This is a genomic window from Mucilaginibacter lacusdianchii (assembly GCF_009770985.1).
Classification (GTDB): domain Bacteria; phylum Bacteroidota; class Bacteroidia; order Sphingobacteriales; family Sphingobacteriaceae; genus Mucilaginibacter; species Mucilaginibacter lacusdianchii.
Window position 1 is genome coordinate 497,274 of sequence record NZ_WSRW01000002.1, and the last position, 25,784, is coordinate 523,057.

Sequence of the window (25,784 nt, forward strand, 5' to 3'; positions counted from 1 at the left end):
ATACCGGGACTACCAGGCGTTGGCTTAAGCCGTTTAGATTCTTTTGCAGTAATGGAAATAGAAAGTAAAAATTCTCTCATAGTATAATATTTTGATTTTTAGTAATTATTTTCTTTACAAATGTGCTCCTCACTGAACTTAGCCAACATATGGTGTTGTTATAAGCAGCCTGCAGCATTTGTCAAATGAAGCCTCGGAAAAAATTATAATTGGAATATTGGTTGGCTAAAAGTAGTAAGAAAATTTAAAAATGCAATCGATTGCAATTTATTTTAATATGTTTTGCGAGGAATGAAATATTAATATTTTTAAAAAACTGAGCCAGTAAAGAATTACTCATAATATAAATACAAAATCATTTATAACCTTTTAATAATATCTGTCAATCTTTTAAAAAATTACAAAAAATAAACTGCAGCAATTTTTGTTGTGAGAGACAATAGTGAATACAGCTTCATAAAAAGTTTTTGATCACTCTTCATTTATTTAATACTTACCTTACTGGTAACCCTTTATAAAACTTGTGTAAGTGATAAATACAAGTATATTTGCAATCGATTGCAAATATACTTTGAATCGTTGTTTTGAAGGAATCTCTCTAGAGTTTTCAAAGAATTTGTTAGCCAATTAAAACCTCTTATGAATAAACTTTTTTTACTTGGAACAATAAAGCGCCTTAGTATTCGGGTTGCTTTAGTTGCTGTTGTTGGATGCTGCACTGTAACGGAGATTAAAGCTCAAGCTAATACTGGTGACTCTAAAGGATTGAAAGATTATTATCAACCTTATTTTCCCGTTGGTGTAGCAGTAGCCCCCCAAAATTTAACCGGTAATGACGCCAATTTTATTCTACAACACTTCAACAGCGTAACCCCCGAGAATGCCATGAAGATGGGCCCTATCCATCCGCGCGAAGACTTATATTCTTGGAAGGACGCAGATTCTATCGTAAACTTTGCTCAAAAACATGGTCTACGCGTACGCGGTCACAACTTATGCTGGCACGAGCAAACGCCTAATTGGTTATTTACTGATAGCACAGGCAAGCAGGTAACCAAAGAGGTTTTGTTAAGAAGACTAAAAGATCATATTACAACAGTTGTTAATCGTTATAAGGGTAAAATATACGCTTGGGATGTTGTGAACGAAGCTATTGATGACGATAACACTAAATTTTTACGTAACTCCCTCTGGTACCAGATATGTGGAGAGGACTTTATTGTCAAAGCATTTGAATACGCTCATGCTGCCGATCCAAATGCTATCCTGTTTTACAATGATTATAACACCGAACGCCCTGAAAAAATGGAGCGTGTATACAGGTTAATGAAAAAGTTGGTAGATGCCAAAGTTCCTGTTAATGCAGTAGGCTTACAGGCACACTGGTCTGTTTATGAACCCACCGCAGCCGAGTTACGCAACACCATCAAAAAGTTTGCATCATTGGGCTTAAAAGTACAAATTACGGAGTTGGATATATCTATCTATCCTTGGGAGAAAAACCGTCGCTCGTTACGCCCGGGCGAAAAAGGCGAGTACACACCCGAGTTAGAACAAAAACAAACAGCCAAATACAAAGAAGTTTTCAGCATTTTCCGTGAGCAAAAAAAAGTGCTCACAGGTGTAACCTTCTGGAACCTGTCTGACCGCTCTACTTGGCTGGATGAGTATCCGGTAGCTGGCCGTAAAAACTTCCCTCTTTTGTTCGACACGAATTTACAGCCTAAAAAAGTCTATGATGAAGTAATCAATTTCAAGAAATAGCCTTAGTTACAATCATACCTACCATGCAAATATTATTAAAATTTTTATCGGCAAACCTTAAACAAGCCCGCCGCCTAGCTAGCGCAAGTTGTTTGGTATTTATATGCTGTGGTAAACAGCAAGCCTACGCTACGGGCGAACCAAATTATGTTTCGGCCCAGGTTAGTGCCGGCAGCTTTGCTTTATCAGTGTCCGGCAAATCGGCACCTATATATGTTAGCAGTGCAGACTATGCCGGCGTAATGCGTGCAGCAAAAGATTTACAAACAGACATTATATCCGTTACCCGTGCTCAGCCAACACTTTCAACCGGCGCAGTAAGCGGCAAGCAGGTGGTACTGATTGGCACCATCGGCAAAAGTCCGTTAATTGATAAACTTATTCAGCAAAAAAAATTAAATGTAGCCGGTATTAAAGGCAAGTGGGAAACGTTTTTACTGCAAAACATCGAAAAACCTATGCCGGGTGTTGATCGCGCACTGGTTATAGCCGGAAGTGATAAGCGCGGTACTATCTATGGCATATATGATTTATCGTCGCAAATTGGCGTATCGCCCTGGTACTGGTGGGCCGATGTACCAACCAAAACGCAAAAAAATTTATATGTAACGGCAGGCAGGCACTCACAGGGGGAACCGGCCGTCAAATATCGTGGCATATTTATAAATGATGAAGCACCAGCATTTTCGGGTTGGACCAAAGAAAAGTTTGGCGGTTTTAACCATCAAATGTATGCCAAGATGTTTGAGTTGATATTGCGCTTAAAGGGCAACTACCTTTGGCCGGCTATGTGGGGCAACGCTTTTAATGACGACGACCCTTTAAACCGTGCAACCGCCGACGAGTACGGCATTGTAATGGGCACCTCGCACCATGAGCCTATGGACAGAGCTCAAACCGAATGGAAACGTTATGGCAAAGGTGAATGGGATTATAACAAGAATGGCGAGGAACTACGTAATTTTTGGCGCAAAGGCATTCAAAATATGGGCACTGCCGAAACTATAGTAACCGTTGGCATGCGCGGCGACGGTGATATGGCTATGGAGGCCGGTACCAACATTGCCTTGCTGGAGAAAATTGTTGGCGACCAGCGTAAAATAATTACCGAAGTAACCGGCAAACCAGCCGAGCAAACACCTCAAATGTGGGCCTTGTACAAAGAAGTGCAGGATTATTACGACAAAGGTATGCGCGTACCAGACGACGTCACTTTGCTTTTGTGTGACGATAACTGGGGAAACATTCGCAAACTGCCTAAATTGGGCGAAAAGCCACGCAAGGGCGGCTACGGTATTTACTATCACTTCGATTACGTAGGCGGTCCGCGCAATTACAAATGGCTAAATACAAACCCTATAAGCAAGGTTTGGGAACAGATGCATTTGGCTTATGATTATAACGCGCGCCAGGTGTGGATTGTAAACGTGGGCGATTTGAAACCGATGGAATATCCAATCTCTTTCTTTTTAGATTACGCCTGGAATCCTGCTAGATGGCCTGCAGGCCGTGTGGAAGAATACACCCGCTTATGGGCTAAAGAGCAATTTGGTGCTCAATACGCTTCGCAAATAGCAGATATTTTGTCTAAATACACTAAATACAACGGCCGTCGTAAACCCGAATTACTGGATCAAAACACTTACAGCTTAGTAAATTATCAGGAATTTGAAACTGTAGTTAATGACTACAACAAACTTAAAGACGAAGCCGAAATGTTATATAAAGATATTTCAGCTCCGTATAAAGACGCTTATTATGAGTTAGTGCTGCACCCTGTACTGGCCTGCGCTAATTTAAATGAACTTTACTACAGTACGGCGCTTAACCGATGGTATGCAGAGCAAGGCCGCGCCGCAACTAATGACATGGCCGACAAGGTTAAAGATTTATACGCCCGCGATGCCGAAATTTCAAAGTACTACAACACGCAGCTGGCTGGTGGCAAATGGAATCACATGATGGACCAGACCCACATTGGTTACACATACTGGCAGCAACCCGAAGCCAACAAAATGCCCGAGGTAAAAACCATTGACATACCAAAACAAGCAGCTATGGGTGTTGCGGTAGAAGGCTCAACCGATTGGTGGCCTAATGCGACAGATCAAGCCAGTTTACCACAGTTTAGTCCTCATTATAAAGCACCGCATTATATTGAAGTGTTTAATCGTGGCAAAGAAGCAGTGAGATATACCATAACCTGCCCCAGCTGGATTACTGTTTCGTCTACTAATGGAAGCGTTGAAAAGCAAACTCGTCTCTGGGTAAACGTCAACTGGGACAAAGTACCTGCCGGTGCAACAAGCGCGCCTGTTACCATCACTGGTTCTGACGGTGTTAAAGTTACGGTACATGTAAATTTAAATAATACTATGAAGGCAGTACCGGTTAATGGTTTTGTTCAGAATAACGGATATGTGTCTATTGAAGCTGAGCATTACACAAAAGCGGTTAATAGTACTACGGCCCATTGGCTAACCATACCCGATTATGGACGTACCCTGTCTGGCGTAACTCCCTACCCTGCAACGGCACCAATCCAAAAACTTGGTGGAAACAGTCCGCATTTGGAATATACCGTTATTTTAACTGACACAGGCACGGTAGCTATCAATGCTTATATATCGCCTACCATTGATTTTACGCATGATAAGAGTTTGAAATATGCTATTTCGTTTGACGAAGAACAGCCACAAATATTTAGCGTTAATGCCGAAGCTAATCAGCGATTATGGAACAAAGCGGTAGCCGAAAACATCAACATTTTAGTTTCAAAACACCATATCAGTAAACCCGGAGCACACACGGTAAAATTTTGGATGGTGAGTCCGGGCGTAGTTCTGCAAAAACTGGTATTAGACGTTAACAGCGGATTGAAACCAAGTTATTTAGGCCCGCCAGAAAGTTTCAATACTGCTACAGGTATTAAAATAATAAATTGATGCGCTTTTATAAAAAACATCGGCAGTGTGAGTATTTTATATAATGTTAAAAATGCCGATGATTTTAAATTTTTACTACGGCTATCAATAACTGAATCTAAACGAAAATAAGCTTTTAAGAGCTTTGCAATCGATTGTGAAAATTATTTAGGTAACGTCCAAAATTTGTTGCATTTTTACCGTGCATTTACGGCACAACCGCTGTTTGCGGGTTTATAAGGTTTATCATATCATAAACAGACAATTATATTATGAAATTTTTTATTGACACGGCGAACCTGGCACAAATCAGGGAAGCGCATGATCTGGGTGTACTGGACGGAGTTACCACTAACCCATCCCTGATGGCTAAAGAAGGCATCACCGGCCATGACAACGTTATTGCACATTACAAAGCCATCTGTGAAATTACCGACGGTGATGTAAGCGCCGAAGTCATTTCTACAACTTTTGACGAAATGGTTGCTGAAGGTGAAGCTCTGGCCCAGCTGCATGAGCAGATTGTGGTAAAAGTTCCAATGATTAAAGACGGCGTTAAAGCCATTAAATATTTTACCGAAAAAGGTATCCGTACCAACTGTACATTGGTATTCTCGGCTGGTCAGGCACTGCTTGCTGCTAAAGCCGGTGCTACCTATGTATCACCTTTTATTGGCCGTTTAGATGACGTATCTACCGACGGTTTACAACTCATTGAAGATATCCGTTTGATTTATGATAACTACGGTTACCAAACTCAAATCCTGGCAGCATCGGTACGTCACCCTATGCATATTATTAACTGTGCTAAAATCGGCTCTGATGTGATTACTGGTCCGCTTTCGGCCATTACTGCTTTATTAAAGCACCCGTTGACCGATAATGGCTTGGCTCAATTTCTGGCCGACCACGCCAAAGCTGCTGCTGCAGGCGTAGAGCCAGTAAAGTAATTGGTGGCTAGCCTAGTATTGAGTTGCCAAAATCTACTCAACACAAGCACTTACTACTAGCTTCCATTTAGCAAATTAAACTAACAGCATAATTCAATCACAGGTCATTGGCTACTTGTCACTGACCACTGACTACAACGAATGACACAAGATATTCAAGAGCTTAAAGGTATTGCCTCACAAGTACGCCGTGATGTGGTGCGCATGGTGCATGGCTGCCAAAGCGGTCACCCGGGTGGCTCATTGGGCTGTACCGACTATTTGGTTGCCCTGTACTTTTCAATCATGAAAAACGACCCGGCTTTTAACATGGACGGTATTGGCGAAGATGTATTTTTCCTTTCTAACGGTCACATATCACCGGTATTTTATTCTGTTTTAGCCCGTAGCGGTTACTTTGATGTGGCAGAATTGGCTACCTTCCGTAAACTGGATTCCAGATTACAGGGCCACCCAACCACACACGAACATCTGCCGGGCGTACGCATCGCTTCTGGCTCATTAGGCCAAGGCTTATCTGTAGGTATTGGTGCTGCATTAGCTAAAAAACTAAACGGCGACGATCGCTTGGTATTTACCTTACATGGCGACGGTGAGTTGCAGGAAGGCCAGATTTGGGAAGCTGCCATGTTTGCGCCGCACAACAAGGTAGACAATCTGATTATGACGGTTGATGCCAACGGTCAGCAAATTGATGGGCCAACTAAAGTAGTTCTTTCATTAGGTGACCTGCATGCTAAGTTTGTTGCTTTCGGTTGGGAAGTAATGGAGATGAAAGGTAATGATATGGCCGCTGTGGTTGAAGGTTTACAAAAAGCCATTAGCCTTACAGGCAAAGGCAAACCAGTGTGCATTTTAATGCAAACCGACATGGGTGCCGGCGTTGACTTTATGATGGGCTCGCACAAATGGCATGGTGTTGCCCCTAACGATGCACAGTTAGAGCAGGCTTTAAATCAACTGGAAGAAACTTTAGGAGACTATTAATTCGACAGTTGTCAGTTGCGTGTTGTTAGTTGTTAAATTATAGCTTAATGCTTTTTGCTGACAACAGACAACCCATAACAGACAACCCAACACAACTGAAACAATGACCAAGTATACATATACAGAAAAAAAAGATACCCGTTCGGGCTTTGGGGCCGGTTTGCTGGAAGCAGGCAAACGCAACCCTAAGGTAGTAGCTTTGTGCGCCGACCTGGTAGGTTCATTAAAAATGCAGGACTTCATCAATGCTTTTCCTGAGCGTTTTGTGCAGGTAGGTATTGCCGAAGCTAACATGATGGGCATTGCAGCCGGTTTGACTATTGGTGGTTACATCCCGTTCACCGGAACATTTGCCAACTTTTCTACCGGCCGTGTTTACGACCAGATTCGCCAGTCTATTGCCTACTCTGATAAAAACGTTAAGATCTGCGCTTCGCACGCTGGTTTAACTTTGGGTGAAGATGGTGCTACGCACCAAATTTTGGAAGACATTGGCATGATGAAAATGCTGCCGGGCATGACGGTAATTAACCCTTGCGACTTTAACCAAACCAAAGCCGCCACTATGGCCATTGCCGAGCATCATGGCCCGGTTTACCTGCGCTTTGGCCGCCCAGTGGTGCCTATCTTTACCCCTGCCGATCAGGTGTTCGAGATTGGTAAAGCCTGGATGGTGAGTGAAGGTACCGACGTAACCATCGTAGCTACCGGCCACCTGGTATGGGAAGCCATCCAAGCCGGTGAACAGCTGGAAGCGATGGGTATCTCTGCCGAGATCATCAACATACACACCATTAAGCCTTTTGACGAAGAAGCCGTATTGCGCTCAGTAGCTAAAACCGGCTGTGTGGTATCTGCCGAAGAGCATAACCGCTTAGGTGGCTTAGGCGATTCAGTAGCACAAGCTTTAGTGAAAAACAAACCTGTACCACAAGAATACGTTGCTGTTAACGATTCATTCGGTGAATCGGGCACACCTGAGCAACTGATGGCTAAATATGGTTTAGATGCTAAACATATTGTTGAGGCCGCTCAAAAAGCAATTCAACGTAAAGGATAATCAATCCTGCTAAGTATAAAAAAGGCCGCTATATAGCGGCCTTTTCGTTTTTTATCACACTTTGTTACGCATCAAACAGTGTCCGTTTAATACCCATTTCCAGTCCGCGCAACTCGGCCAAACCTTTCAAACGGCCAATTACCGAATAGCCGGGATAAGTGTTGTAGTTATAATCGTCCAATAATTTATGCCCATGATCGGGGCGCATAGGAATGGCTACATCAGCACGGCCGCTGTCGTGGCGTTTTTTCTGTTCCTTAATGATGCTTTTCATCACGGCATACATGTCTGTGCTACCATCCAAGTGATCGGCTTCATAAAAGCTACCATCGGCCTCGCGCTTTACATTACGCAGATGTAAAAAGTGGATATGCTGTCCTAAACGTTCTATCATGCCTGGTAAATCATTAGTCGGGTTAGCGCCAAGCGAACCGGTGCAGAAAGTAAGCCCGTTAGCCGGCGACGGACAAGCATTCACCACATCAACCAAATCCTGCTCGGTTGAAACAACGCGCGGCAATCCTAAAATAGAAAACGGTGGATCGTCGGGATGAACGCACATCTTTATCCCCAGCTTTTCGGCATCAGGAATAATGGCTTTTAGAAAGTACGCCATGTTTTCTTTTAATACCTGTGAATTAATGTGCTCATATCGTTTCAAATGCTCTTTAAACTCTGCAATGGTGAATACTTCATCAGTACCCGGCAAGCCGGCCATGATGATATTGGTGAGTTTGGTTTTTTCTTCTTCACTTAGGCTGTCCAAATAAGCTTTAGCTGCTTGCTGTTGTTCGGGCGTAAATTCTTGGTAAGCCTCGGGGCGCTCCAATATATACAAATCAAAAGCGGCCAGCGCAGGTGCATCGTAACGCAAAGCCGATGCGTTATTGGGCAGGCGGTAATCAAGGTTGGTACGGGTCCAATCCAGCACCGGCATAAAATTGTAACATACTACGCTCAAGCCAGCTGCCGACAAGTTTTTTAACGACTCAATGTACTTGGCTATATACTCATCACGCTCGGTGCTGGCAATACGTATACTCTCATGAATATTTACACTTTCTACCACCGACCATTTTAAGCCAGATGCTTCAATTATAGCTTTACGTGTCTGGATTTCTTCAAATGACCACACCTCACCTGCCGGTATATGATGCAGGGCGGTTACAACACCGGTAGCACCGGTTTGCCGGATAGCGGCTAGTGTGACTGGATCGGACGGGCCGAACCAGCGAAAAGTTTGTTCTAAATTACTGATCATAAATATGCAGTTGGTTTATATAACTCGGCGTGTTGGCAGCAATGAGTTAAGTATACTGACGCTCTCAAAGCTGCAAACTATTTTAACAATATACAATCGATTGCAATAATTTTTATACATTTACTTGCGTATACTATTTGGTTGCAGACTCATATACTCGGCTTTATAAAATTCCCATAGGGTGTGTATACTGCTTGAATATCAATGAGTATTTATAGTATTTTTAGGGGCCAAACACTAATTAATGAAGAAGCCGGAAAAAGAAATTACAATTTATGATATTGCCAAAGAACTAGATATTTCGCCTGCTACCGTAAGCCGTGCGTTAGCAGATCATCCAGCTGTAAACATTAAAACCAAGCAGCGAATTTTAGGCGCTGCACAAAGCATGGGATATCGGTCCAATCATCTGGCCAGTAACCTGCGTACTAAAAAAAGCAATACTATTGGTGTAATAGTTCCTCGGCTTAACAGCAATTTCATGTCGGATGTATTAGCCGGAATTGAAAAGGTGTTGAATGAAGCTGGGTACAATTTAATTATCAGCCAATCGTTTGAGACGCTGCAAAAAGAAACTACCAACTCGCGGTCGATGTACAACAATCGGGTTGATGGTTTGCTGGTATCTTTAGCTTATGAATCCAGCCATCTGGAACATTTCGACGCTTTTTTTAACCGCCATATTCCGGTGGTTTATTTTGACCGGGTATTAGAGAATGAGCGCAGTCCTGGTATTGCTATCGATAACTTTAAGGCTGCCTATAGCATCACCAGTCATTTGATAGACCAAGGTTGCAAACGTATTTTACATATAACAGCGCAGCATTTGCATACTGTATACAAACAACGGCTGGAGGGCTATAAGCAGGCCCTGCTTGACCATAATTTACCGGTAGATTATAACTTGGTAATGGGAAGCGATTTAACATTAAAAGGCAGTGCGGATATAGCAGAGTTGATACTGGCCCTACCCGAACTCCCCGATGGTATATTTGCTGTGAGTGACGCCTGTGCTGTAAATTGTATACAGGGCTTAAAGAAACACAACATACGTATACCCGAGGATATTGCAGTGGCCGGTTTTAATAACGACCCGTTGGCTTGCATAGTTGAGCCTAACTTAACAACCATTGATTATAAAGGTTATGAGATGGGCGAAGCGTCTGCCCGCATCTTACTCAAATGCCTGAATAATAAGTACAACGCGTTAACAGATAAAGAAGTAATTTTACCAGCCGAATTAATTGTACGGGCATCAACCCTAAGAAAATAGTAGGATATATACCCGCCCGGATTTTATGGCGATGTTGATTTTGAAGATTAAAGCGAATAGTTCCAGATGAGTAACCCCGAGAAAGAAATAACTATATACGATATTGCCAGGCACTTGAATATATCGGCTGCTACCGTTAGCCGCGGCTTAATGGATCACCCTTCTGTAAACATACTTACCAAGCAAAAGGTGCAGGAAGCTGCACAGAGCATGGGTTACCGGTCTAACCACCTGGCCAGTAATCTGCGCAAAAAGCGGAGCAATATAATAGGTCTGATTGTGGGTAACCTGGACAGTAGCTTTATGACCAATATTATTGTGGGTATTGATAAAGTATTGAGCGAGGCTAATTACAACCTGGTTATCAGCCAATCGTTAGATAACATTGGTAAGGAGGTACAGATTGCCAAAGCGATGTACAATAACCGGGTAGATGGGCTGCTGGTTTCGTTAGCTTACGATACCGAAAATGCTGAACACTTTGAAAGCTTCGTAAAACGCGGCATACCACTGGTTTATTTTGACCGTATTTTTCCGCATGAAAAATGCCCCGGTGTTGAAATTGATAATGCTAAAGCAGCTTATGAGGTAACAGAACACCTTATCAGGCAAGGATGCAGGCGTATTGTACACATTACCGCCTATCGCTTAAGTAGCGTAGCGTTGGATCGCTTTAATGGTTATAAGCAAGCGCTGCTGGACTATAATATTCCATACGATGAAAGCCTGGTACTATACACAGAATTAGGTATAGAAGATGGTGCCCGAGCTGCACAAACCATTTTAAATATGCCCAACCGGCCTGATGGTATTTTTGCTATCAACGATGCATGTGCAGTAGGATGTTTAAAAGAACTGCGCAAAAATGGCGTGAGCATTCCAGATGAAATAGCCATAGCCGGCTTTAACGATGATGCCGTTGCCGATATTGTGGAACCAGGTTTAACCACCGTTATTTACAAGGGTTACGAGATGGGTGAAGTAGCCGCTCAAATTTTGGTTGAAAAATTAAACAATACTTATACGGCAACATCAGGAAATAAAGTGCTTCTGAAATCGGAACTGATTATACGCGAATCGTCGCTTCGAAGAAAATAAACCAATAATGGACCTGCCTTATGAGAAGAAAAATCTGCTATGTAATAGCTTTACTGGGATTGCTACATCTTGTTCAAGCCAAAGCTGATAACGGCTACCGCTTGTGGCTTAGGTACGAACGGGTAACAGATAACGCGTTATACAACAATTACCGGCAGTCAGTAAAGCAGTTGATATTCCCGGCTAATTCGCCAACGCTTAAAGCAGCTAAAGCCGAATTACAAACTGGTTTGCTGCAAATGTTGAATTTGCAACCAGCCGAAGTAAGCAGCGCCACAACCAGCGGCACGTTAGTAGCAGGAACTGCATTAACCTCAAAAACAGTTGCCGGCTACCAAGCGCAGCTAAAAGCCATAGGCGACGAAGGATATTTCATTAAATCAGTTGCTGCCAACGGCAAAAGCAGTATCATAATTGGCGCCAATACAGGTAAAGGCGTTTTATATGGCGTTTTCAATTTGTTAAAGCTGATACAAACCAATGGTAGCTTACAGCAACTAAATGTCATCGAAAGTCCTAAAATAAAACTACGCTTACTGAACCACTGGGATAACCTGGACCGAACGGTAGAACGTGGATATGCAGGCTCATCTATTTGGAAATGGCATAAATTGCCCCAATACATCGACCCTAGGTATATTGATTATGCTCGGGCTAACGCTTCTATTGGTATCAACGGTACGGTAGTGAATAATGTGAACGCTAATGCGCTGTCATTAACTAAAGATTATCTCATTAAAGTAGCAGCCTTAGCCAATACCTTTCGCCCCTACGGTATCAAATTATATTTAACTGCCCGCTTTAGTGCACCGGTTGAAATAGGTGGTTTGAAAACAGCCGACCCGTTGGATGCCGGTGTTCAGAAATGGTGGAAGGATAAGGTTGACGAGATATACACCTATATCCCCGACTTTGGCGGATTTCTCGTTAAAGCGAACTCCGAAGGGCAGCCCGGTCCGCAAACTTATGGCCGCAACCATGCTGATGGTGCCAATATGCTGGCTGATGTTTTGAAACCGTACAACGGTATTGTAATGTGGCGGGCCTTTGTTTATGATGACAAAGTTCCGGATGACCGGGCAAAACAAGCTTACAATGAATTTAAGCCACTGGATGGACAGTTTAAAAGTAATGTAATTGTTCAAGTGAAAAACGGTGCAATCGATTTCCAACCACGCGAGCCCTTTCATCCGTTGTTCGGCGCTATGCCTAAAACACCACTGGCCATGGAGTATCAGATTACACAAGAATATCTGGGTTTCTCTAACTACCTGGTTTACCTGGCACCGCTATTTAAAGAAACGTTAGATTCAGATACTTATGCTAAAGGAAAAGGATCAACAGTAGCCAAGGTAATTGATGGACAGCTGGAAGGTCATTCTTTAACTGCTATAGCCGGAGTGTCTAATATTGGCTCAGACGTGAACTGGACTGGTCATCCGTTTGGACAGGCTAACTGGTATGCGTACGGCCGACTGGCGTGGAACCCCAATTTAAGTTCGGATGCTATTGCAGATGAATGGCTGCGCATGACATTTACCAACGATGCCAGCTTCATCAACCCGGTAAAGCAAATAATGCTTAATTCCCGCGAAACGGCTGTAAACTTCATGACACCGCTGGGCTTGCACCATATGATGAGCATGGGCGGACATTACGGGCCCGGCCCTTGGGTGTCAAATGCAGGTCGCCCCGATTGGACTTCCGTGTATTATCACAAGGCCGACTCGGCAGGTATTGGATTCAACCGTAGCTCAACCGGCAGTAACGCCGTGGCCCAATACTATCCCGAGGTACGCAACAGATTCGATAAAATAGAAACCACACCTCAGGAACTTTTGCTGTGGTTCCATCACGTCAGCTGGAATTACACAATGCCATCTGGCAAAACTTTATGGATGGAACTGGTTGATCATTATTATGCAGGCGTTGACTCGGTTCGCAGCATGCAAAAAACATGGAATTTAATGCATGGTAAAATTGACAACTCGCGTTTTGAAGAGGTAAAACAATTACTGCAAATACAGGAACAAAGCGCCGTTACCTGGCGCAACTCATGCCTGCTCTATTTTCAAACTTTTTCTAAACAGCCTATCCTGGCCGGCTATGAACAGCCGGACCATGATCTGGCTTATTACAAAAACATTCAGTACCTGTTTGCGCCAGGCACACATGGCGTTCAATAAGGCTAGCCTAGTATAACCTATATTCCTTACTTTTGCCGCCAAATGGCAGAAGTAAGGAATAAATCCCCGCGCGAGTTAAGAATAGGATGTGCTGTGTTTTTCTTTATATCCGGTTTCGGCTACTCATCCTGGGCCTCTCGTATTCCTACCCTTCAGCAACAACTGCACCTAAATGAGGCACAATTGGGCGCCGTATTATTTGCGCTGCCCATTGGCCTTATGCTTACACTGCCTGTCACTGGCCGGTTGCTTAGCCACTATGCCAGCCGCAGCATACTCATAATAGGCGCGTTGCTTTTTAATATAGTGCTTTGTTTTTTAGGGTTTGCCACCGCAGTATGGCAGCTGGTTATTATGCTGTTTTGCTTAGGCTCTGCCCGCAACCTGCTCAACTTGTCGGTTAACGCGCAATCGGTGGGTGTGCAATCGTTATACACTAAATCCATCATTACTACCTTTCATGGCATCTGGAGTTTGGCCGGATTTGCAGGCGCAGGCGTAGGCTACCTGATGGTTAAATACAACGTTCCGGTTTCTTACCACCTGATGTCGGCCGGTATACTACTGGTGATTGCCTCCATCTATTTTTATCCATACACCTTTTACCAGCAACCGGTAGCAACTGAGAAAAAGCCATTGCTTTTGTTCCCCGATAAAGGCATGATTAAGTTTGCGTTGATTTGCTTTGCCAGCATGGCCTGTGAAAATACGATGTATGATTGGAGCGCCATTTACTTCGAAAAGGCTGTACACGCACCTAAAGCTACCTCAACGGCCGCCTTTGTAGTTTATATGGTGGCCATGACTACCGCCCGCCTGGTTGGCGATAAGCTGGTAAACCGTATAGGCATTAAGGCCATGCTCAACTATAGTGGCTGGTTTATATTATCGGGCTTCTTACTGGCGGTGTTTCTCCCCTATACTTTGCCTGCCGCTATTGGCTTTGTATTAGTGGGATTAGGTGTTGCCTGTGTAGTGCCATTGGTATTTAGCATAGCCGGCAAATCAAGTACATTAAGCAGCGGTGCTGCGCTAGCTTCTATATCAACCATTGGCTACCTTGGCTTTTTAATTGTACCTCCTTTTGTAGGCTTTGTAGCGCAGGCGGCAGGCTTACAATGGTCGTTCGGGATTATTTCTTTATTGGGTGGATTAATGATTTGGATGGTAAGCAAAATAGAGGAAGCCTGATTGAGCGATTGCTATAATTCCACAATTCGAAAAAACAAAAGACTTACATTTATTGGTTATAAGCAAACAACGCTTTACCTATGAAATTGATCCGCTTATATACCTATTTCCTCTTTTCATGCCTGATAATTATTAATGGCTGTTCGTGCAACCGGCAGTCGGGGAATCATACATCACCCAGCGGTGGTGCAAAGATAGAATTAGCCGAAGGTTTTGAGAACGGCAGTAAACCAACATATGCATCTGGAAACATCAGCCTTAGTAGCGGCACATGGTATTTAAACGATGGATTGATTGGTTCATCAGCTGCTGACGCTAAAGATGGCCGCCAGTCCATCCGCCTGCGTAATAAAGGCCGGTTAAAAATGAACTTTGATATTAATGGCGCATCAGCAGTTACCATCCAGTATGCGGCATATGGCAAAGGCAGTTCTACCTGGCAGTTGCGTGTGTCTACCGATGGCGGCCGTACCTTCAGGCAAACTGGCAATGAGGTTCAAACATCCAGCAACGAATTGCAGACAGCAACTTTTACTATAAACCAACAAGGCCCTGTCCGCTTCGAGATCCGCAAAACAGGCAGCAATAAGAGTCGCCTTAACATTGACAATTTTACGGCATACGCTTTTGGGGCCCATAACCTACCCTCAGCAACAGCACCGCAGCCTGGATCTACTACAAATGACACAATTGCTTACAGCACCGATTTTGACAACCTGTTGTTAGGCAATCCCAGTAATGCAACAGCCAGTGCCAACAATACAGATAACTATCTACTAACATCATCTTACTATACCTTAAGCTACAGCTGCAGTAAAGGCGGCCCCAATTGGGTGAGCTGGTATGTAGGCCGTGCCACTTTGGGCAATGCCGAGCGGGCAAACGATTTTAGACCGAATAGCAACCTGCCTAAAGGCTGCTACCAGGTACAAAATACCAGCTACCAAGGCAGTGGTTTTGAGCGGGGGCATAATTGTCCGTCGGCCGACAGGACGAATTCAAACGAAGCCAATTCGGCCACTTTTTTAATGACCAACATGATTCCGCAGGCACCGGCCAACAACCAGCACACTTGGGGCAATCTGGAAAATTATGAACGCCTGCTGGTAAAAAAAGGAAACGAAGTATATGTAATTATGGGTAGCTATGGCTCAGGCGGATATGGCACAAAAGGATATCATGCAACCATTGACAACGGCCATATCAAAGTGCCATCAAACATTTGGAAAGTTATAGTAGTAATACCCGAGGGTAGCGATGATTTAAAGCGCATCAATCAAAATACGAGAGTAATTGCAGTAAACACACCCAACAATAATAGTGTAGACCCGAACTGGACAAAATACCTTTGCACAGTAAGAGATATTGAAAAGGCTACCGGATACAACCTATTATCAAAATTACCTAAATCAATTCAAGATGTAATTGAAAGCAGGAAAGATGCTGGCATAGCACCTGATGATTCGTACATAATGCGTTTCTGACAGGCAGGGCTATATTCAACACCAATAGTTGTGAGCTTATCAAATTTTTCGGGAAACTTTTGTTAAACAATTGTAAAAATTTACCGTTAAACATTAGTACATTGTATAAATTTTAACAACATGGTTAAAAAACTTGCCACCGGATTATTGACGCTGTTTATTCTTACTTCTACTACTATTATGGCTTCGCGCAGTGCTGCATTGCCATGCGACAGGGTGTGTGGTAAATGGATGTCAGAAAAAAAGAATTGCATTGTGCAAGTTTTTCGGGATGGCAATGATTTTAAAGCCAAGCTGGTTTGGTTTGATGATTCGGACATGCCATCAAAACCCATGGAAACACGTACCGATATTCATAATCCGAAAGCAGAATTACGCTCACGCAAATTAATCGGCATGAATGTGCTGGAAAATTTGGAATATCGCCCTAAAACCAACAGTTGGGAAAATGGCATGATTTACGATGCACAATCCGGCAAAAAGTGGAATTCATCAGCCTATTTAGCCGATGATAATACATTAAAAGTAACCGGCTACTGGCATTTTAAATTTATTGGCCGCACCATGACGTTTACCCGTGTTAATGAAGTAGAAGTGGCTAAGTTTTTAGCCAACAACTAGTCATTACACATATTGTTCAATAATTTGCTTTAGCTGGCCTGCTTGTACTACACCGCTTTGACGCCATTTATTTTCGCCATTTTTAAATAAAATCAAGGTAGGAACACCCTGAATGCGGTATTCCTGCGCCACAGACGGATTTTTGTCTACATCAATTTTCACAATCTTCACGCGGTCGCCCATGGCATCTTTTAACTGTTTTAAAATAGGTGCCATCATTTTGCACGGACCGCACCACTCTGCCGAAAAATCAACCAATACCGCTTGCTGACTATTTATTATATCTGAAAACGTTGCCATAATTTATTCAATACCTACAAGTTCAACATATGGGTTATCAATACGGTTTGCTATAGGTGTTATTTAACTTATCTAGTAAAAAAAATTGCAAAAAAAAGCGGAAATATAATCCCGCTCTCTGTTCCTATTCTTCGGATTTATATCTAAATCTTTTTAAACACTACAACACTGTTATGCCCGCCAAAACCGAAAGTATTGCTCATGGCCACATCTACTTTCTTTTCTAAAGCCTGCTGGGTTACAATGTGCAAGCCCTCCGGAACTTGTGCATCCAGCGTAGTGGTATTAATTGTAGGCGGCACCAAGCTTTCCGTAATGGCTTTGATAGAGATGATTGCCTCAACAGCACCAGCTGCACCCAGTAAGTGACCGGTCATGGATTTGGTGGCACTTACAGACAAGTTATCACTACCTCCAAACGCCGAATAGATAGCTTTAGCCTCGCTAATGTCACCAACAGGGGTTGAGGTAGCATGGGCGTTCAAATACTGTACGTCTTCTTTATTCAAGCCTGCATCCTGCAAAGCAAGCTCCATTCCTTTAATAGCGCCTTTGCCTTCGGGATGTGTAGCGGTGATGTGGTACGCATCCGATGTCATGGCTGCTCCAACCAGCTCTGCATAAATTTTGGCACCGCGGGCTATGGCATGTTCATACTCTTCCAGCACCAATACACCGGCACCCTCTCCCATTACAAAGCCATCGCGTTCCACATCAAATGGGCGTGATGCCGCTTGTGGATCACTGTTACGGGTTGACAAAGCTTTTAAAGCATTATAACCGCCCATAGAACCCGGCGTAATAGGCGCATCTGCACCACCGGTGATAATCACCTTGGCCTTACCCCAACGGATGTAATTTAGAGCATCCATAATAGCACTGTTTGCACTGGCACAAGCCGAAGCTGTGGTGTAGTTTATACCCATTAAACCGTACTTAATGGAAATTAGCCCGGCGGCCATATTCACCAACGTTTTTGGAATAAAAAATGGGTTGAAATGAGGCTCAGAACCCTTGGTTACAAACTCTTCAATTTGCTGCTCAAATGTTTCCATTCCACCTTGGGCCGAACCAAAAATTACGCCCACATCATAAGGCGACATAGCATTGATATCAAACCCCGAATCTTCAATAGCTTGTTTAGCGGCAATCAATGCATATTGAGTGTACAGGTCATTCCGCTTAATTTCGCTTTTGTCCAGAAATTGGGCGGCATTAAATTCAGCCGGTAACTGCGACGCGAAATGGGTTTTAAATTTAGCAGCATCAAAGCGGGTAATGTTTTTAGCACCGCTTTGGCCGTTAGCAATATTATTCCAGAATGTAGTTACGTCAGTTCCTAAAGCCGAAACCACGCCTAATCCTGTAACAACAACTCTTTTCATGAAAATATTATTTTATGCGAGAACATGACCGTTATCACATCCTCTTGAGATTAATCTTATAATTTAAATTAACAGGGCGCAAAGATATACAAGTATCCGAGGGCGCATTACGCTTACTTCAAGATTACCTTAGTAGCGCCATAGCCAAATTTTTCTTTACGGGCATCTAAAAAAGTTTGCACCTTTTGATGTTTACCTAATTGCTTATGCAACTCATGACGCAGTATGCCATTACCGGCACCGTGTATAAATATAATTTCGGGCAATTGATGAACAATAGCAGCGTCTAAAGCCTTTTTAAAATGTTCTAACTGAATACGCAAAATATCACTGCTGCTTATAAACTGATAATCGTTACGTAGCTTCTCGATGTGCAGATCTATTTCGTTGGCAGGGCGGTCAACTTTTTGCTTTTCCTCCGCCGGTTTATAAAAGCTTTCTTTTAATTTTTCTGCATCGATAACCAACTCAGGTTCGTCTAAACGGATGAGCCATCCCTGTTGGTTCAGTACAGGTACTACTTTTTTGGTTCCCGAAAAATCTTTAGCCTTGAATTTATCAGCGAAAGCAATTGGAGTAGCCGGCGCTATGTTTTGCGTTGTATGGAACAATATGTTCAGATTGAATTTAGGCCACAATTGTATATCTGCAAGCTGTGCCGAATAAATATCAGCAGAAGAGTTTGGCCCAATAATTCCGGCAAACTCGCCTTTAAAGCCTTGCTGTCTTTCGGTAGTTAAAGTAACCAATAATTGATACGATGTATCATTTATCAAATGAAAGTGCACTACCGACGCGGCCTTCGCATCGCTGATAACACCTAAATACACACCCTTGGTTTTAAACTCGGAAACGGGAACTTCGGCAGTTGCCTGTACAGTACCCTGGTTGGTTTGCACTTTTGGCTGATGACCGTATACGGATGTTACTTTGCTGGCTAGTACCGGTATTTCAAAATCATCCTCATCGGTAACGCCAATCATTTGGTCATCAATAATCCGGGTTACATATCCTTCTCTCCGCTCGTCAACAAAGCGCACAAAATCGCCCAACTTATATTTCATATCGTTTAATTAAACGGCGCAAAGGTAAGCTAATCTGTTAAAACACAATACGTATTCTATAGTACAGATTTAATGTTTACATAAAAATTATTTAACATACCCTGTGAATGTATTAACTTTGCAACCCTTGATTAAACTATTTTTAGTGTGAGCCGGAATTCGACCCTGTCTTTAAAACAAAACTGGAAAGCCCTTTGGGCCTCTTCATCTAAACGTTTGCTGACGCTGTCGGGTTCTGTAATTGTAGCTGCTATATTGTCGGCTATGCCCATGTTTTTTCAAGCTATTGAAAACCGCCCTGGCTTGCAGCTGCATGATTTCGTTTTGGCCCGCATTCCTGCTGCCAATGTGTCGATATGCATTTTTCTCATCATTTGGGGTATGGGACTATATACCCTTATCCGGGCTATTAAACAGCCGCTTATTTACACCAAATATGTGTGGCTGTACATCATGATATGTGTAGCGCGTATATTAACCATCACGCTGGTTCCTTTAGCAGCACCCGCTCACTTGGTTGAACTGGTTGACCCTTTAACCGGCGTATTTTATGGACATGCTACTATCACCAAAGATCTTTTCTTTTCTGGCCATACCGCTACTTTAGTTGCTATGTGTTTTTGCTTACCAAAAAAAGGAGAACGTATTGCAGCGGCCGTCGCTTCGGTAATTGTAGGCATTTTACTGCTGGTTCAGCATGTTCATTACACTATTGATGTATTGGCAGCACCTGTATTTGTGTTTGCCTTGAACAAGATATTGGAAGCTACGTTGTTTGCCGAAAACCATATTGAATAACAGCTTAAAAAGCATAAAAAAAGCGGCTCACAACAATGGCCGCTTTTTTTATGCTTTATGTTTGTTAATTTTTAGCCCGCTTCAACGTTGCTGTCATTTCGTTACCATTATAATCCATCTTCATCACAATTGAATCCTGGTATACTTTACCGGTTTGCGGTATAGTAGTACCGTTTAATTGTGTATTAAAGGTAATCACATCCTTATCTACCTTACCGTCCGATATCTGACTTTCACCATATGGTGTTGTTATATTTCCTGTGAGTTTTGCTCCCTCAGTTTTAAAATCGTAAGTGAGCGGAACATCTGTGCCGTTGTAGTCTACCTTACCAACCCATTTGCCGCTAACATCAATTGTTATCAGCCAAAACAGAATACCACAAGTTGCCAGGAAAAAAGAATTAATAATTTTAGATTTCATAATAATGAATGTATTTGCAATAAAGATATAATATTCTTTATTACAAATGCAAAGGTTTACAAATCAATACGTTCTATTCTTAAGTCATATCTATCTAAATAATCAACCATTTCATAAACAATTCATTCCATGCTCAGGTTAACCTTAACAGCTTAGTGATTAACGGCTGTTAGGTAAAGTAGAAAGCGATGAGCAAGAATGTAAGCGAATTTATAGTGGAGCGTATGCATGCCTGGGGTATTAAACGAGTGTTTGGTTATCCTGGCGACGGTATAAACGGGGTAATGGGTGCATTGGATAAATTGAAAGACAAGGTTGAGTTCATCCAGGTATCCCATGAAGAAAACGCCGCCTTTATGGCCTGCGGCCACGCCAAATTTACCGGCGAGGTGGGCGTTTGCATATCCACATCAGGTCCCGGCGCTATACACATGCTTAATGGTTTGTACGATGCCAAGCTAGACCATCAGCCAGTAGTAGCCATCGTGGGTCAACAGGCGCGTATGTCTTTAGGCGGAGAATATCAGCAGGAAGTTGACCTGGTATCGTTGTTTAAAGACGTTGCTCATCACTTTGTGCATATGGTAACCGATGCCAACCAAGTCCGCCATGTGATAGACCGTGCAATACGCATTGCCAAAGCCGAACGCACAGTAACTTGTGTCATACTACCTAATGATGTACAAGAATTAGATGCTGTTGAAGAACCACCGCATAAACATGGTAGCGTACACACCGGCATAGGCCACAGTTTGGAACGCCCTGTACCGCCCATGAGCGAACTACAAAAAGCGGCCACCGTACTTAATGAAGGCAAAAAGGTTGCGATACTGGCTGGCGTAGGTGCCACCGGAGCGCCCGAAGAATTGAAACAGGTGGCCGAGCTACTGGGTGCTGGTATTGCCAAAGCATTATTAGGCAAAGCAATACTGCCTGATAATTTGCCTTTTGTAACTGGCGCCATCGGCTTGCTGGGTACCAGTGCCAGCTGGGAGATGATATCTGATTGTGATACTTTGCTAATGGTAGGAACCGGGTTCCCGTACTCGGAATTCTTACCTAAAGAAGGTCAGGCACGGGCTGTACAGATTGATATAGATCCTAAAATGGTAAGCTTGCGCTATCCTACCGAAGTTAATTTAATTGGTGATGCGCAAGAAACTTTAAAAGCGTTGATACCATTATTAAACCGCAAAGAAGATCGCAATTGGCGCGAAACGATTGAAAAAAATGTGGCCGATTGGTGGAAAGTAGTAGATGCGAAAGCCAAAGTGGAGGCTAATCCTATAAACCCGCAACTAGTTCTACAAGAATTATCGCCCCGCCTACCCGACCGTTGCATCCTAACAGCTGATTCAGGTTCATCGGCTACGTGGTTTGCCCGAAATCTAAAAATTAGAGAAGGCATGATGGCTTCTTTATCGGGTACATTGGCAACCATGTGTCCGGGCGTGCCATATATTACGGCAGCCAAATTTGCCTATCCTGATCGTGTGCCGATTGCTATCATTGGCGACGGTGCTATGCAGATGCTGGGTATCAACGGTATGATTACCATTGCTAAATACTGGAAGCAATGGAGTGACCCCAGATTGATTATATTGGTGCTAAACAACCGCGACCTGAATATGGTTACTTGGGAGCAGCGTGTTACGAATGGTAATCCGGAATTTGTGGGCTCACAACAATTACTGGATTTCAAATTTGCGGAGTATGCTGAATTGCTAGGTTTAAAAGGTATCAGGGTAGAAAAGCCGGAAGATATTGGTGCTGCCTGGGATGCTGTACTATCAGCAGACCGCCCGGCGTTGCTGGATGTTGTAGTTGATCCGGCTGTGCCCCCCCTGCCGCCGCATATTACTGCACAGCAAATGGTAAGTTTTAGTAAAGCTTTGCTTAAGGGAGACAAGATGGAAATGGCGTTAATTAAACAATCATTTAAAGATTTGCTTCAGGAAGTACTGCATTAAATAAAATATTAATCGGTTCTTGGCAGTAGGTTGGTTTAATCGATTGTTAAACTATCAGCATCAACCAACTAAATTTGTAACCGTAGGGTAAGGAAAATATCTTTTTATAAAAGATATTGTAATTTTTATGATGATTTTCATAAAATAGCGCGTTTAAATTAGGTACAATACAAATTGCGTGTACATTTGCACCGTTCAATACCAAAATGAGTAATAACGATAATACACAGAATTCACAAGCGGACGTAGTTTTAATTGGCGCCGGTATTATGAGCGCAACTTTAGGTGTGATGCTTAAAGAACTGCAGCCCGACTTAACTATCGAAATTTTTGAAAGACTGGATGTTATGGCTGCCGAAAGTTCGGACGCGATGAATAACGCCGGTACTGGTCACTCTGCTTTTTGCGAGCTGAATTATACGCCGCAAATGGCTGACGGCTCGGTAGATATTACGAAGGCTATTAAAATTGCCGAGCAGTTTGAAGTTTCAAAAGAATTCTGGTCGTTTTTAATAGACAAACAATTTATTCAATCGCCAAAATCATTCATTACTCCGGTGCCACACATGAGTTTTGTTTGGGGTGATGATAACGTAACTTATCTGCGCAAACGTTATGAAGCGTTGGTTAAACATCACTTGTTTGCCGGTATGCAATATTCGGAAGACCACACACAATTGCAGCAATGGATTCCGCTGGTAATGGAAGGCCGTGAGCAAAACCAAAAAGTATCGGCCAACCGAATGGATTTGGGCACCGACGTTAATTTTGGTGCATTAACCATCAGTTTGTTTAATCACCTGAAACAGCAACCCGGTGTAAACCTGCACCTGCAACATGATGTAGCTGATGTAAGCCGCAACAAAGACCAAAGCTGGAAAATAACTGTAAAAGATATTAAAGGCGGCATTGGCCGTAAGGTAAATGCCAAGTTTGTATTCATTGGCGCTGGTGGTGGTGCATTGCACTTGCTGCAAAAATCGGGCATTCCGGAAAGCAAAGGCTTTGGCGGTTTTCCGGTAAGTGGTCAGTGGTTGGTGTGCAACAACAAAGATGTAATTGAACGCCATGAGGCAAAAGTATATGGTAAAGCTTCTGTAGGTTCGCCGCCGATGTCTGTACCGCATTTGGACACGCGTATGATTAACGGCAAGCGTTCGTTGTTATTCGGCCCGTATGCAGGCTTTTCAACTCGGTTCCTGAAAAAAGGCTCATTATTAGATTTGTTCACTTCCATCCGCTTAAACAACATTGCACCAATGATGAAAGCGGGTATAGATAATATACCATTAACCAAGTACCTGATTGGTCAGGTAACACAATCGCAAGATGACCGCTTGGAGGCACTGCGCGAATATTTCCCTAACGCCCGTAAAGAGGACTGGGAACTTGAAATTGCCGGGCAGCGTGTACAGGTTATCAAAAAAGATCCTAAACGTGGTGGTGTGCTGGAGTTTGGTACCGAAGTAGTAGCCGCTGCTGATGGAAGTATTGCTGCTTTATTGGGGGCTTCGCCGGGTGCGTCAACCTCGGTGCCTATTATGATACAATTGATTGAGCGTTGCTTTAAAGACAAAGCACAATCACCCGAATGGCAAGCTAAGCTTAAAGGCATGATTCCATCTTACGGACAATCATTAGCCAAAAATGTGCAGCTAGCTAATGAAACACGCGAGCGTACCAGCAAAACACTGCAACTGGTTTAATCTTAGTTCTCACGATAGAAAGGACTTAAAATAAAAAACGTCGTCTCGAATGTTAACGAGAGATCTTTTAGAACCGGTAGGTTAGCCTATCACCTTCAAAAGACTTCTCGTTAACACTCGAAATGACATTTCTTGTTTATCGAATATTGTTTTACTAATCAGAAACCATCCTTTCCCCGAAGGGTTTGGGTGGGATTATCTTATGTCCAATACAATACCTTAGCATTCGGAAAGCGGGTTTTGATCTCACTTTCAAAAAAGCTTTTAAGCAACTGCATCTGCTCGCGGTTGTATACATATTTAGTTCCACCGAATTTATTACGTTTGGTTGCCCGTGTGCTCTCCTCCATATCCAAACTGGTATTTGGATACCACTCCATCAAAACATCCTTAGACCCCGGCGTAAACCGGTGACTGATGAGCTCGAAGGTCAAATCGCAATCGAAGTTGATGTTTTGCTGTAGCTGATTAAATAAATCGTCATAAGCATCTTCCCAACCCGGTATAGGCATAATAGGTGCCAGTACTACGCCAATGGGATAGCCTCCCCCACCCTGCACTTTGGGCAATGCCATTTTACGTAAAGCTTGTATACGTGCAGTTACATTAGGCGTTCCGCCCTCCAACCGGCGCGCTACGGCATCGGCATTCAAACTACATCGAAAACGGGTATGTCCGTTATGCTCCAACCCCATTAAAGGTTCAACGGCATCAAACTTACTTACAAACCGTAAATGACTCATGGGCCGCTGACCGAAAAACTTAATGGTTTCGGCCAAGCCACCGGTAATATGTTCCAAACTTAACGGGTCGGTATAGCAGCTGGCTTCATAGCTGGTAACCTGATTAAGCCGCTCGTATTTCACTGTGTTTTCTAAGATAGATGGCAAGTTGGCAAACACACGGATAGCAGGCGGACCTTGCAAACTACCAGCCAGGTAGCAGTACTGGCAATGCGCCGGACACCCTTCGGCAAGGTGAAACTGCCAGTCGGCCGATGGCGGTATAGGGCGTAAGTTAAACGCACTTTTAGGCGCGTTAACAATAGCCAGTGTATTCTTGGCTATCTTGTATGTTTCGCGCTCGGTAGCACCGCGCAAGCCGGTTATGCGGTTGTTTTTGAGCAATTCAATATTAAGGTTTAAACTTTTAGCCCGCTCATAAATCTGCTGTCCGTAAGGTTCATCCAGTGCATCTGGCGTAAACACCACACGCTTTGGCATCCATAGCTTAAAGCCTTTTGCAGAAGTAGTTTCAATTACTTTTGCTTCCTCATCTATCTGTTCCAGCACCGTCAGTAATTCCATGTACAGATAGGTACAAATAGCATTCCACAAGCCA

General features: G+C 43.2%; 20 protein-coding genes. 14 read left to right on the forward strand and 6 right to left on the reverse strand.

Annotated elements, in window-relative coordinates; all coding sequences use genetic code 11:
- The first annotated feature begins 639 nt into the window (after window positions 1-639).
- The 5 genes from GPM24_RS09330 (at window position 640) to GPM24_RS09350 (ending at window position 7,685) form a co-directional block, all read left to right on the forward strand.
- Window positions 640-1,764, forward strand: a complete 1,125-nt coding sequence (locus tag GPM24_RS09330) for an endo-1,4-beta-xylanase (protein ID WP_158826493.1) — start codon at window positions 640-642, stop codon at window positions 1,762-1,764.
- A 23-nt stretch (window positions 1,765-1,787) separates the two neighbouring features.
- Window positions 1,788-4,709 carry a glycosyl hydrolase 115 family protein gene (locus tag GPM24_RS09335; protein ID WP_158826494.1) on the forward strand — a complete coding sequence of 974 codons (2,922 nt, stop codon included), beginning with the start codon at window positions 1,788-1,790 and terminating at the stop codon, window positions 4,707-4,709.
- 251 nt (window positions 4,710-4,960) lie between these two features.
- Window positions 4,961-5,638, forward strand: coding sequence for a fructose-6-phosphate aldolase (fsa, locus tag GPM24_RS09340; protein WP_158826495.1), 678 nt, complete (start codon window positions 4,961-4,963; stop codon window positions 5,636-5,638).
- 141 nt (window positions 5,639-5,779) lie between these two features.
- On the forward strand, window positions 5,780-6,625 hold the full coding sequence (locus GPM24_RS09345) for a transketolase (RefSeq protein WP_158826496.1): 846 nt from the start codon (window positions 5,780-5,782) through the stop codon (window positions 6,623-6,625).
- A 103-nt stretch (window positions 6,626-6,728) separates the two neighbouring features.
- Window positions 6,729-7,685, forward strand: coding sequence for a transketolase family protein (locus tag GPM24_RS09350; protein ID WP_158826497.1), 957 nt, complete (start codon window positions 6,729-6,731; stop codon window positions 7,683-7,685).
- Between the two features lie 64 nt (window positions 7,686-7,749).
- Here GPM24_RS09350 and uxuA read toward each other — a convergent pair whose 3' ends face one another.
- Complete coding sequence (gene uxuA / locus GPM24_RS09355; protein ID WP_158826498.1) at window positions 7,750-8,946, reverse strand: mannonate dehydratase; 1,197 nt, start codon at window positions 8,944-8,946, stop codon at window positions 7,750-7,752.
- 244 nt (window positions 8,947-9,190) lie between these two features.
- Here uxuA and GPM24_RS09360 point away from each other — a divergent pair, with 244 nt between their 5' ends.
- The 6 genes from GPM24_RS09360 to GPM24_RS09385 all read left to right on the forward strand — a co-directional run bounded on the left by GPM24_RS09360 (window position 9,191) and on the right by GPM24_RS09385 (window position 16,799).
- Window positions 9,191-10,219 carry a LacI family DNA-binding transcriptional regulator gene (locus GPM24_RS09360; RefSeq protein WP_158826499.1) on the forward strand — a complete coding sequence of 343 codons (1,029 nt, stop codon included), beginning with the start codon at window positions 9,191-9,193 and terminating at the stop codon, window positions 10,217-10,219.
- Window positions 10,220-10,285: 66 nt separating this feature from the next.
- On the forward strand, window positions 10,286-11,317 hold the full coding sequence (locus GPM24_RS09365) for a LacI family DNA-binding transcriptional regulator (protein ID WP_158826500.1): 1,032 nt from the start codon (window positions 10,286-10,288) through the stop codon (window positions 11,315-11,317).
- Between the two features lie 20 nt (window positions 11,318-11,337).
- Complete coding sequence (locus GPM24_RS09370; protein WP_158826501.1) at window positions 11,338-13,503, forward strand: alpha-glucuronidase family glycosyl hydrolase; 2,166 nt, start codon at window positions 11,338-11,340, stop codon at window positions 13,501-13,503.
- Window positions 13,504-13,545: 42 nt separating this feature from the next.
- Complete coding sequence (locus GPM24_RS09375; RefSeq protein WP_158826502.1) at window positions 13,546-14,694, forward strand: MFS transporter; 1,149 nt, start codon at window positions 13,546-13,548, stop codon at window positions 14,692-14,694.
- Window positions 14,695-14,774: 80 nt separating this feature from the next.
- Window positions 14,775-16,178, forward strand: coding sequence for a DNA/RNA non-specific endonuclease (locus tag GPM24_RS09380; RefSeq protein WP_158826503.1), 1,404 nt, complete (start codon window positions 14,775-14,777; stop codon window positions 16,176-16,178).
- Window positions 16,179-16,298: 120 nt separating this feature from the next.
- Window positions 16,299-16,799, forward strand: a complete 501-nt coding sequence (locus tag GPM24_RS09385) for a DUF2147 domain-containing protein (protein WP_158826504.1) — start codon at window positions 16,299-16,301, stop codon at window positions 16,797-16,799.
- Between the two features lie 3 nt (window positions 16,800-16,802).
- Here GPM24_RS09385 and trxA read toward each other — a convergent pair whose 3' ends face one another.
- The 3 genes from trxA to GPM24_RS09400 form a co-directional block, all read right to left on the reverse strand.
- Complete coding sequence (gene trxA, locus GPM24_RS09390; protein WP_158826505.1) at window positions 16,803-17,099, reverse strand: thioredoxin; 297 nt, start codon at window positions 17,097-17,099, stop codon at window positions 16,803-16,805.
- Window positions 17,100-17,242: 143 nt separating this feature from the next.
- Window positions 17,243-18,484: a beta-ketoacyl-ACP synthase II gene (fabF, locus tag GPM24_RS09395; RefSeq protein WP_158826506.1), complete on the reverse strand. Its 1,242-nt coding sequence runs from the start codon at window positions 18,482-18,484 to the stop codon at window positions 17,243-17,245.
- A 113-nt stretch (window positions 18,485-18,597) separates the two neighbouring features.
- Window positions 18,598-19,548 (reverse strand): Smr/MutS family protein, encoded by a 951-nt coding sequence (locus GPM24_RS09400; RefSeq protein WP_158826507.1) that lies wholly within the window; start codon window positions 19,546-19,548, stop codon window positions 18,598-18,600.
- A 147-nt stretch (window positions 19,549-19,695) separates the two neighbouring features.
- On the opposite strand from GPM24_RS09400, the gene GPM24_RS09405 reads away from it, so the two are divergent.
- A complete protein-coding gene (locus GPM24_RS09405) occupies window positions 19,696-20,346 on the forward strand; it encodes a phosphatase PAP2-related protein (RefSeq protein WP_158826508.1) in 651 nt (216 codons plus the stop codon).
- Window positions 20,347-20,410: 64 nt separating this feature from the next.
- On the opposite strand, the gene GPM24_RS09410 is transcribed toward GPM24_RS09405, so the two are convergent.
- Complete coding sequence (locus tag GPM24_RS09410; protein ID WP_158826509.1) at window positions 20,411-20,767, reverse strand: hypothetical protein; 357 nt, start codon at window positions 20,765-20,767, stop codon at window positions 20,411-20,413.
- 188 nt (window positions 20,768-20,955) lie between these two features.
- Here GPM24_RS09410 and GPM24_RS09415 point away from each other — a divergent pair, with 188 nt between their 5' ends.
- A complete protein-coding gene (locus GPM24_RS09415) occupies window positions 20,956-22,737 on the forward strand; it encodes a thiamine pyrophosphate-requiring protein (RefSeq protein WP_158826510.1) in 1,782 nt (593 codons plus the stop codon).
- 206 nt (window positions 22,738-22,943) lie between these two features.
- A complete protein-coding gene (locus GPM24_RS09420) occupies window positions 22,944-24,443 on the forward strand; it encodes a malate:quinone oxidoreductase (RefSeq protein WP_158826511.1) in 1,500 nt (499 codons plus the stop codon).
- A 200-nt stretch (window positions 24,444-24,643) separates the two neighbouring features.
- Here GPM24_RS09420 and GPM24_RS09425 read toward each other — a convergent pair whose 3' ends face one another.
- Window positions 24,644-25,750, reverse strand: a complete 1,107-nt coding sequence (locus GPM24_RS09425; RefSeq protein ID WP_199269718.1) for a spore photoproduct lyase family protein — start codon at window positions 25,748-25,750, stop codon at window positions 24,644-24,646.
- Between the last annotated feature and the right edge of the window lie 34 nt (window positions 25,751-25,784).

Coding starts and splice junctions, on each gene's coding strand:
- uxuA (WP_158826498.1), bottom strand. CDS start 8,946: ATGATCAGTAATTTAGAACAAACTTTTCGCTGGTTCGGCCCGTCCGAT.
- GPM24_RS09350 (WP_158826497.1), top strand. CDS start 6,729: ATGACCAAGTATACATATACAGAAAAAAAAGATACCCGTTCGGGCTTT.
- GPM24_RS09375 (WP_158826502.1), top strand. CDS start 13,546: ATGGCAGAAGTAAGGAATAAATCCCCGCGCGAGTTAAGAATAGGATGT.
- GPM24_RS09360 (WP_158826499.1), top strand. CDS start 9,191: ATGAAGAAGCCGGAAAAAGAAATTACAATTTATGATATTGCCAAAGAA.
- GPM24_RS09335 (WP_158826494.1), top strand. CDS start 1,788: ATGCAAATATTATTAAAATTTTTATCGGCAAACCTTAAACAAGCCCGC.
- GPM24_RS09410 (WP_158826509.1), bottom strand. CDS start 20,767: ATGAAATCTAAAATTATTAATTCTTTTTTCCTGGCAACTTGTGGTATT.
- GPM24_RS09385 (WP_158826504.1), top strand. CDS start 16,299: ATGGTTAAAAAACTTGCCACCGGATTATTGACGCTGTTTATTCTTACT.
- GPM24_RS09425 (WP_199269718.1), bottom strand. CDS start 25,750: ATGGAATTACTGACGGTGCTGGAACAGATAGATGAGGAAGCAAAAGTA.
- GPM24_RS09420 (WP_158826511.1), top strand. CDS start 22,944: ATGAGTAATAACGATAATACACAGAATTCACAAGCGGACGTAGTTTTA.
- trxA (WP_158826505.1), bottom strand. CDS start 17,099: ATGGCAACGTTTTCAGATATAATAAATAGTCAGCAAGCGGTATTGGTT.
- GPM24_RS09345 (WP_158826496.1), top strand. CDS start 5,780: ATGACACAAGATATTCAAGAGCTTAAAGGTATTGCCTCACAAGTACGC.
- GPM24_RS09330 (WP_158826493.1), top strand. CDS start 640: ATGAATAAACTTTTTTTACTTGGAACAATAAAGCGCCTTAGTATTCGG.
- GPM24_RS09365 (WP_158826500.1), top strand. CDS start 10,286: ATGAGTAACCCCGAGAAAGAAATAACTATATACGATATTGCCAGGCAC.
- GPM24_RS09415 (WP_158826510.1), top strand. CDS start 20,956: ATGAGCAAGAATGTAAGCGAATTTATAGTGGAGCGTATGCATGCCTGG.
- GPM24_RS09380 (WP_158826503.1), top strand. CDS start 14,775: ATGAAATTGATCCGCTTATATACCTATTTCCTCTTTTCATGCCTGATA.
- fabF (WP_158826506.1), bottom strand. CDS start 18,484: ATGAAAAGAGTTGTTGTTACAGGATTAGGCGTGGTTTCGGCTTTAGGA.
- GPM24_RS09400 (WP_158826507.1), bottom strand. CDS start 19,548: ATGAAATATAAGTTGGGCGATTTTGTGCGCTTTGTTGACGAGCGGAGA.
- GPM24_RS09370 (WP_158826501.1), top strand. CDS start 11,338: ATGAGAAGAAAAATCTGCTATGTAATAGCTTTACTGGGATTGCTACAT.
- fsa (WP_158826495.1), top strand. CDS start 4,961: ATGAAATTTTTTATTGACACGGCGAACCTGGCACAAATCAGGGAAGCG.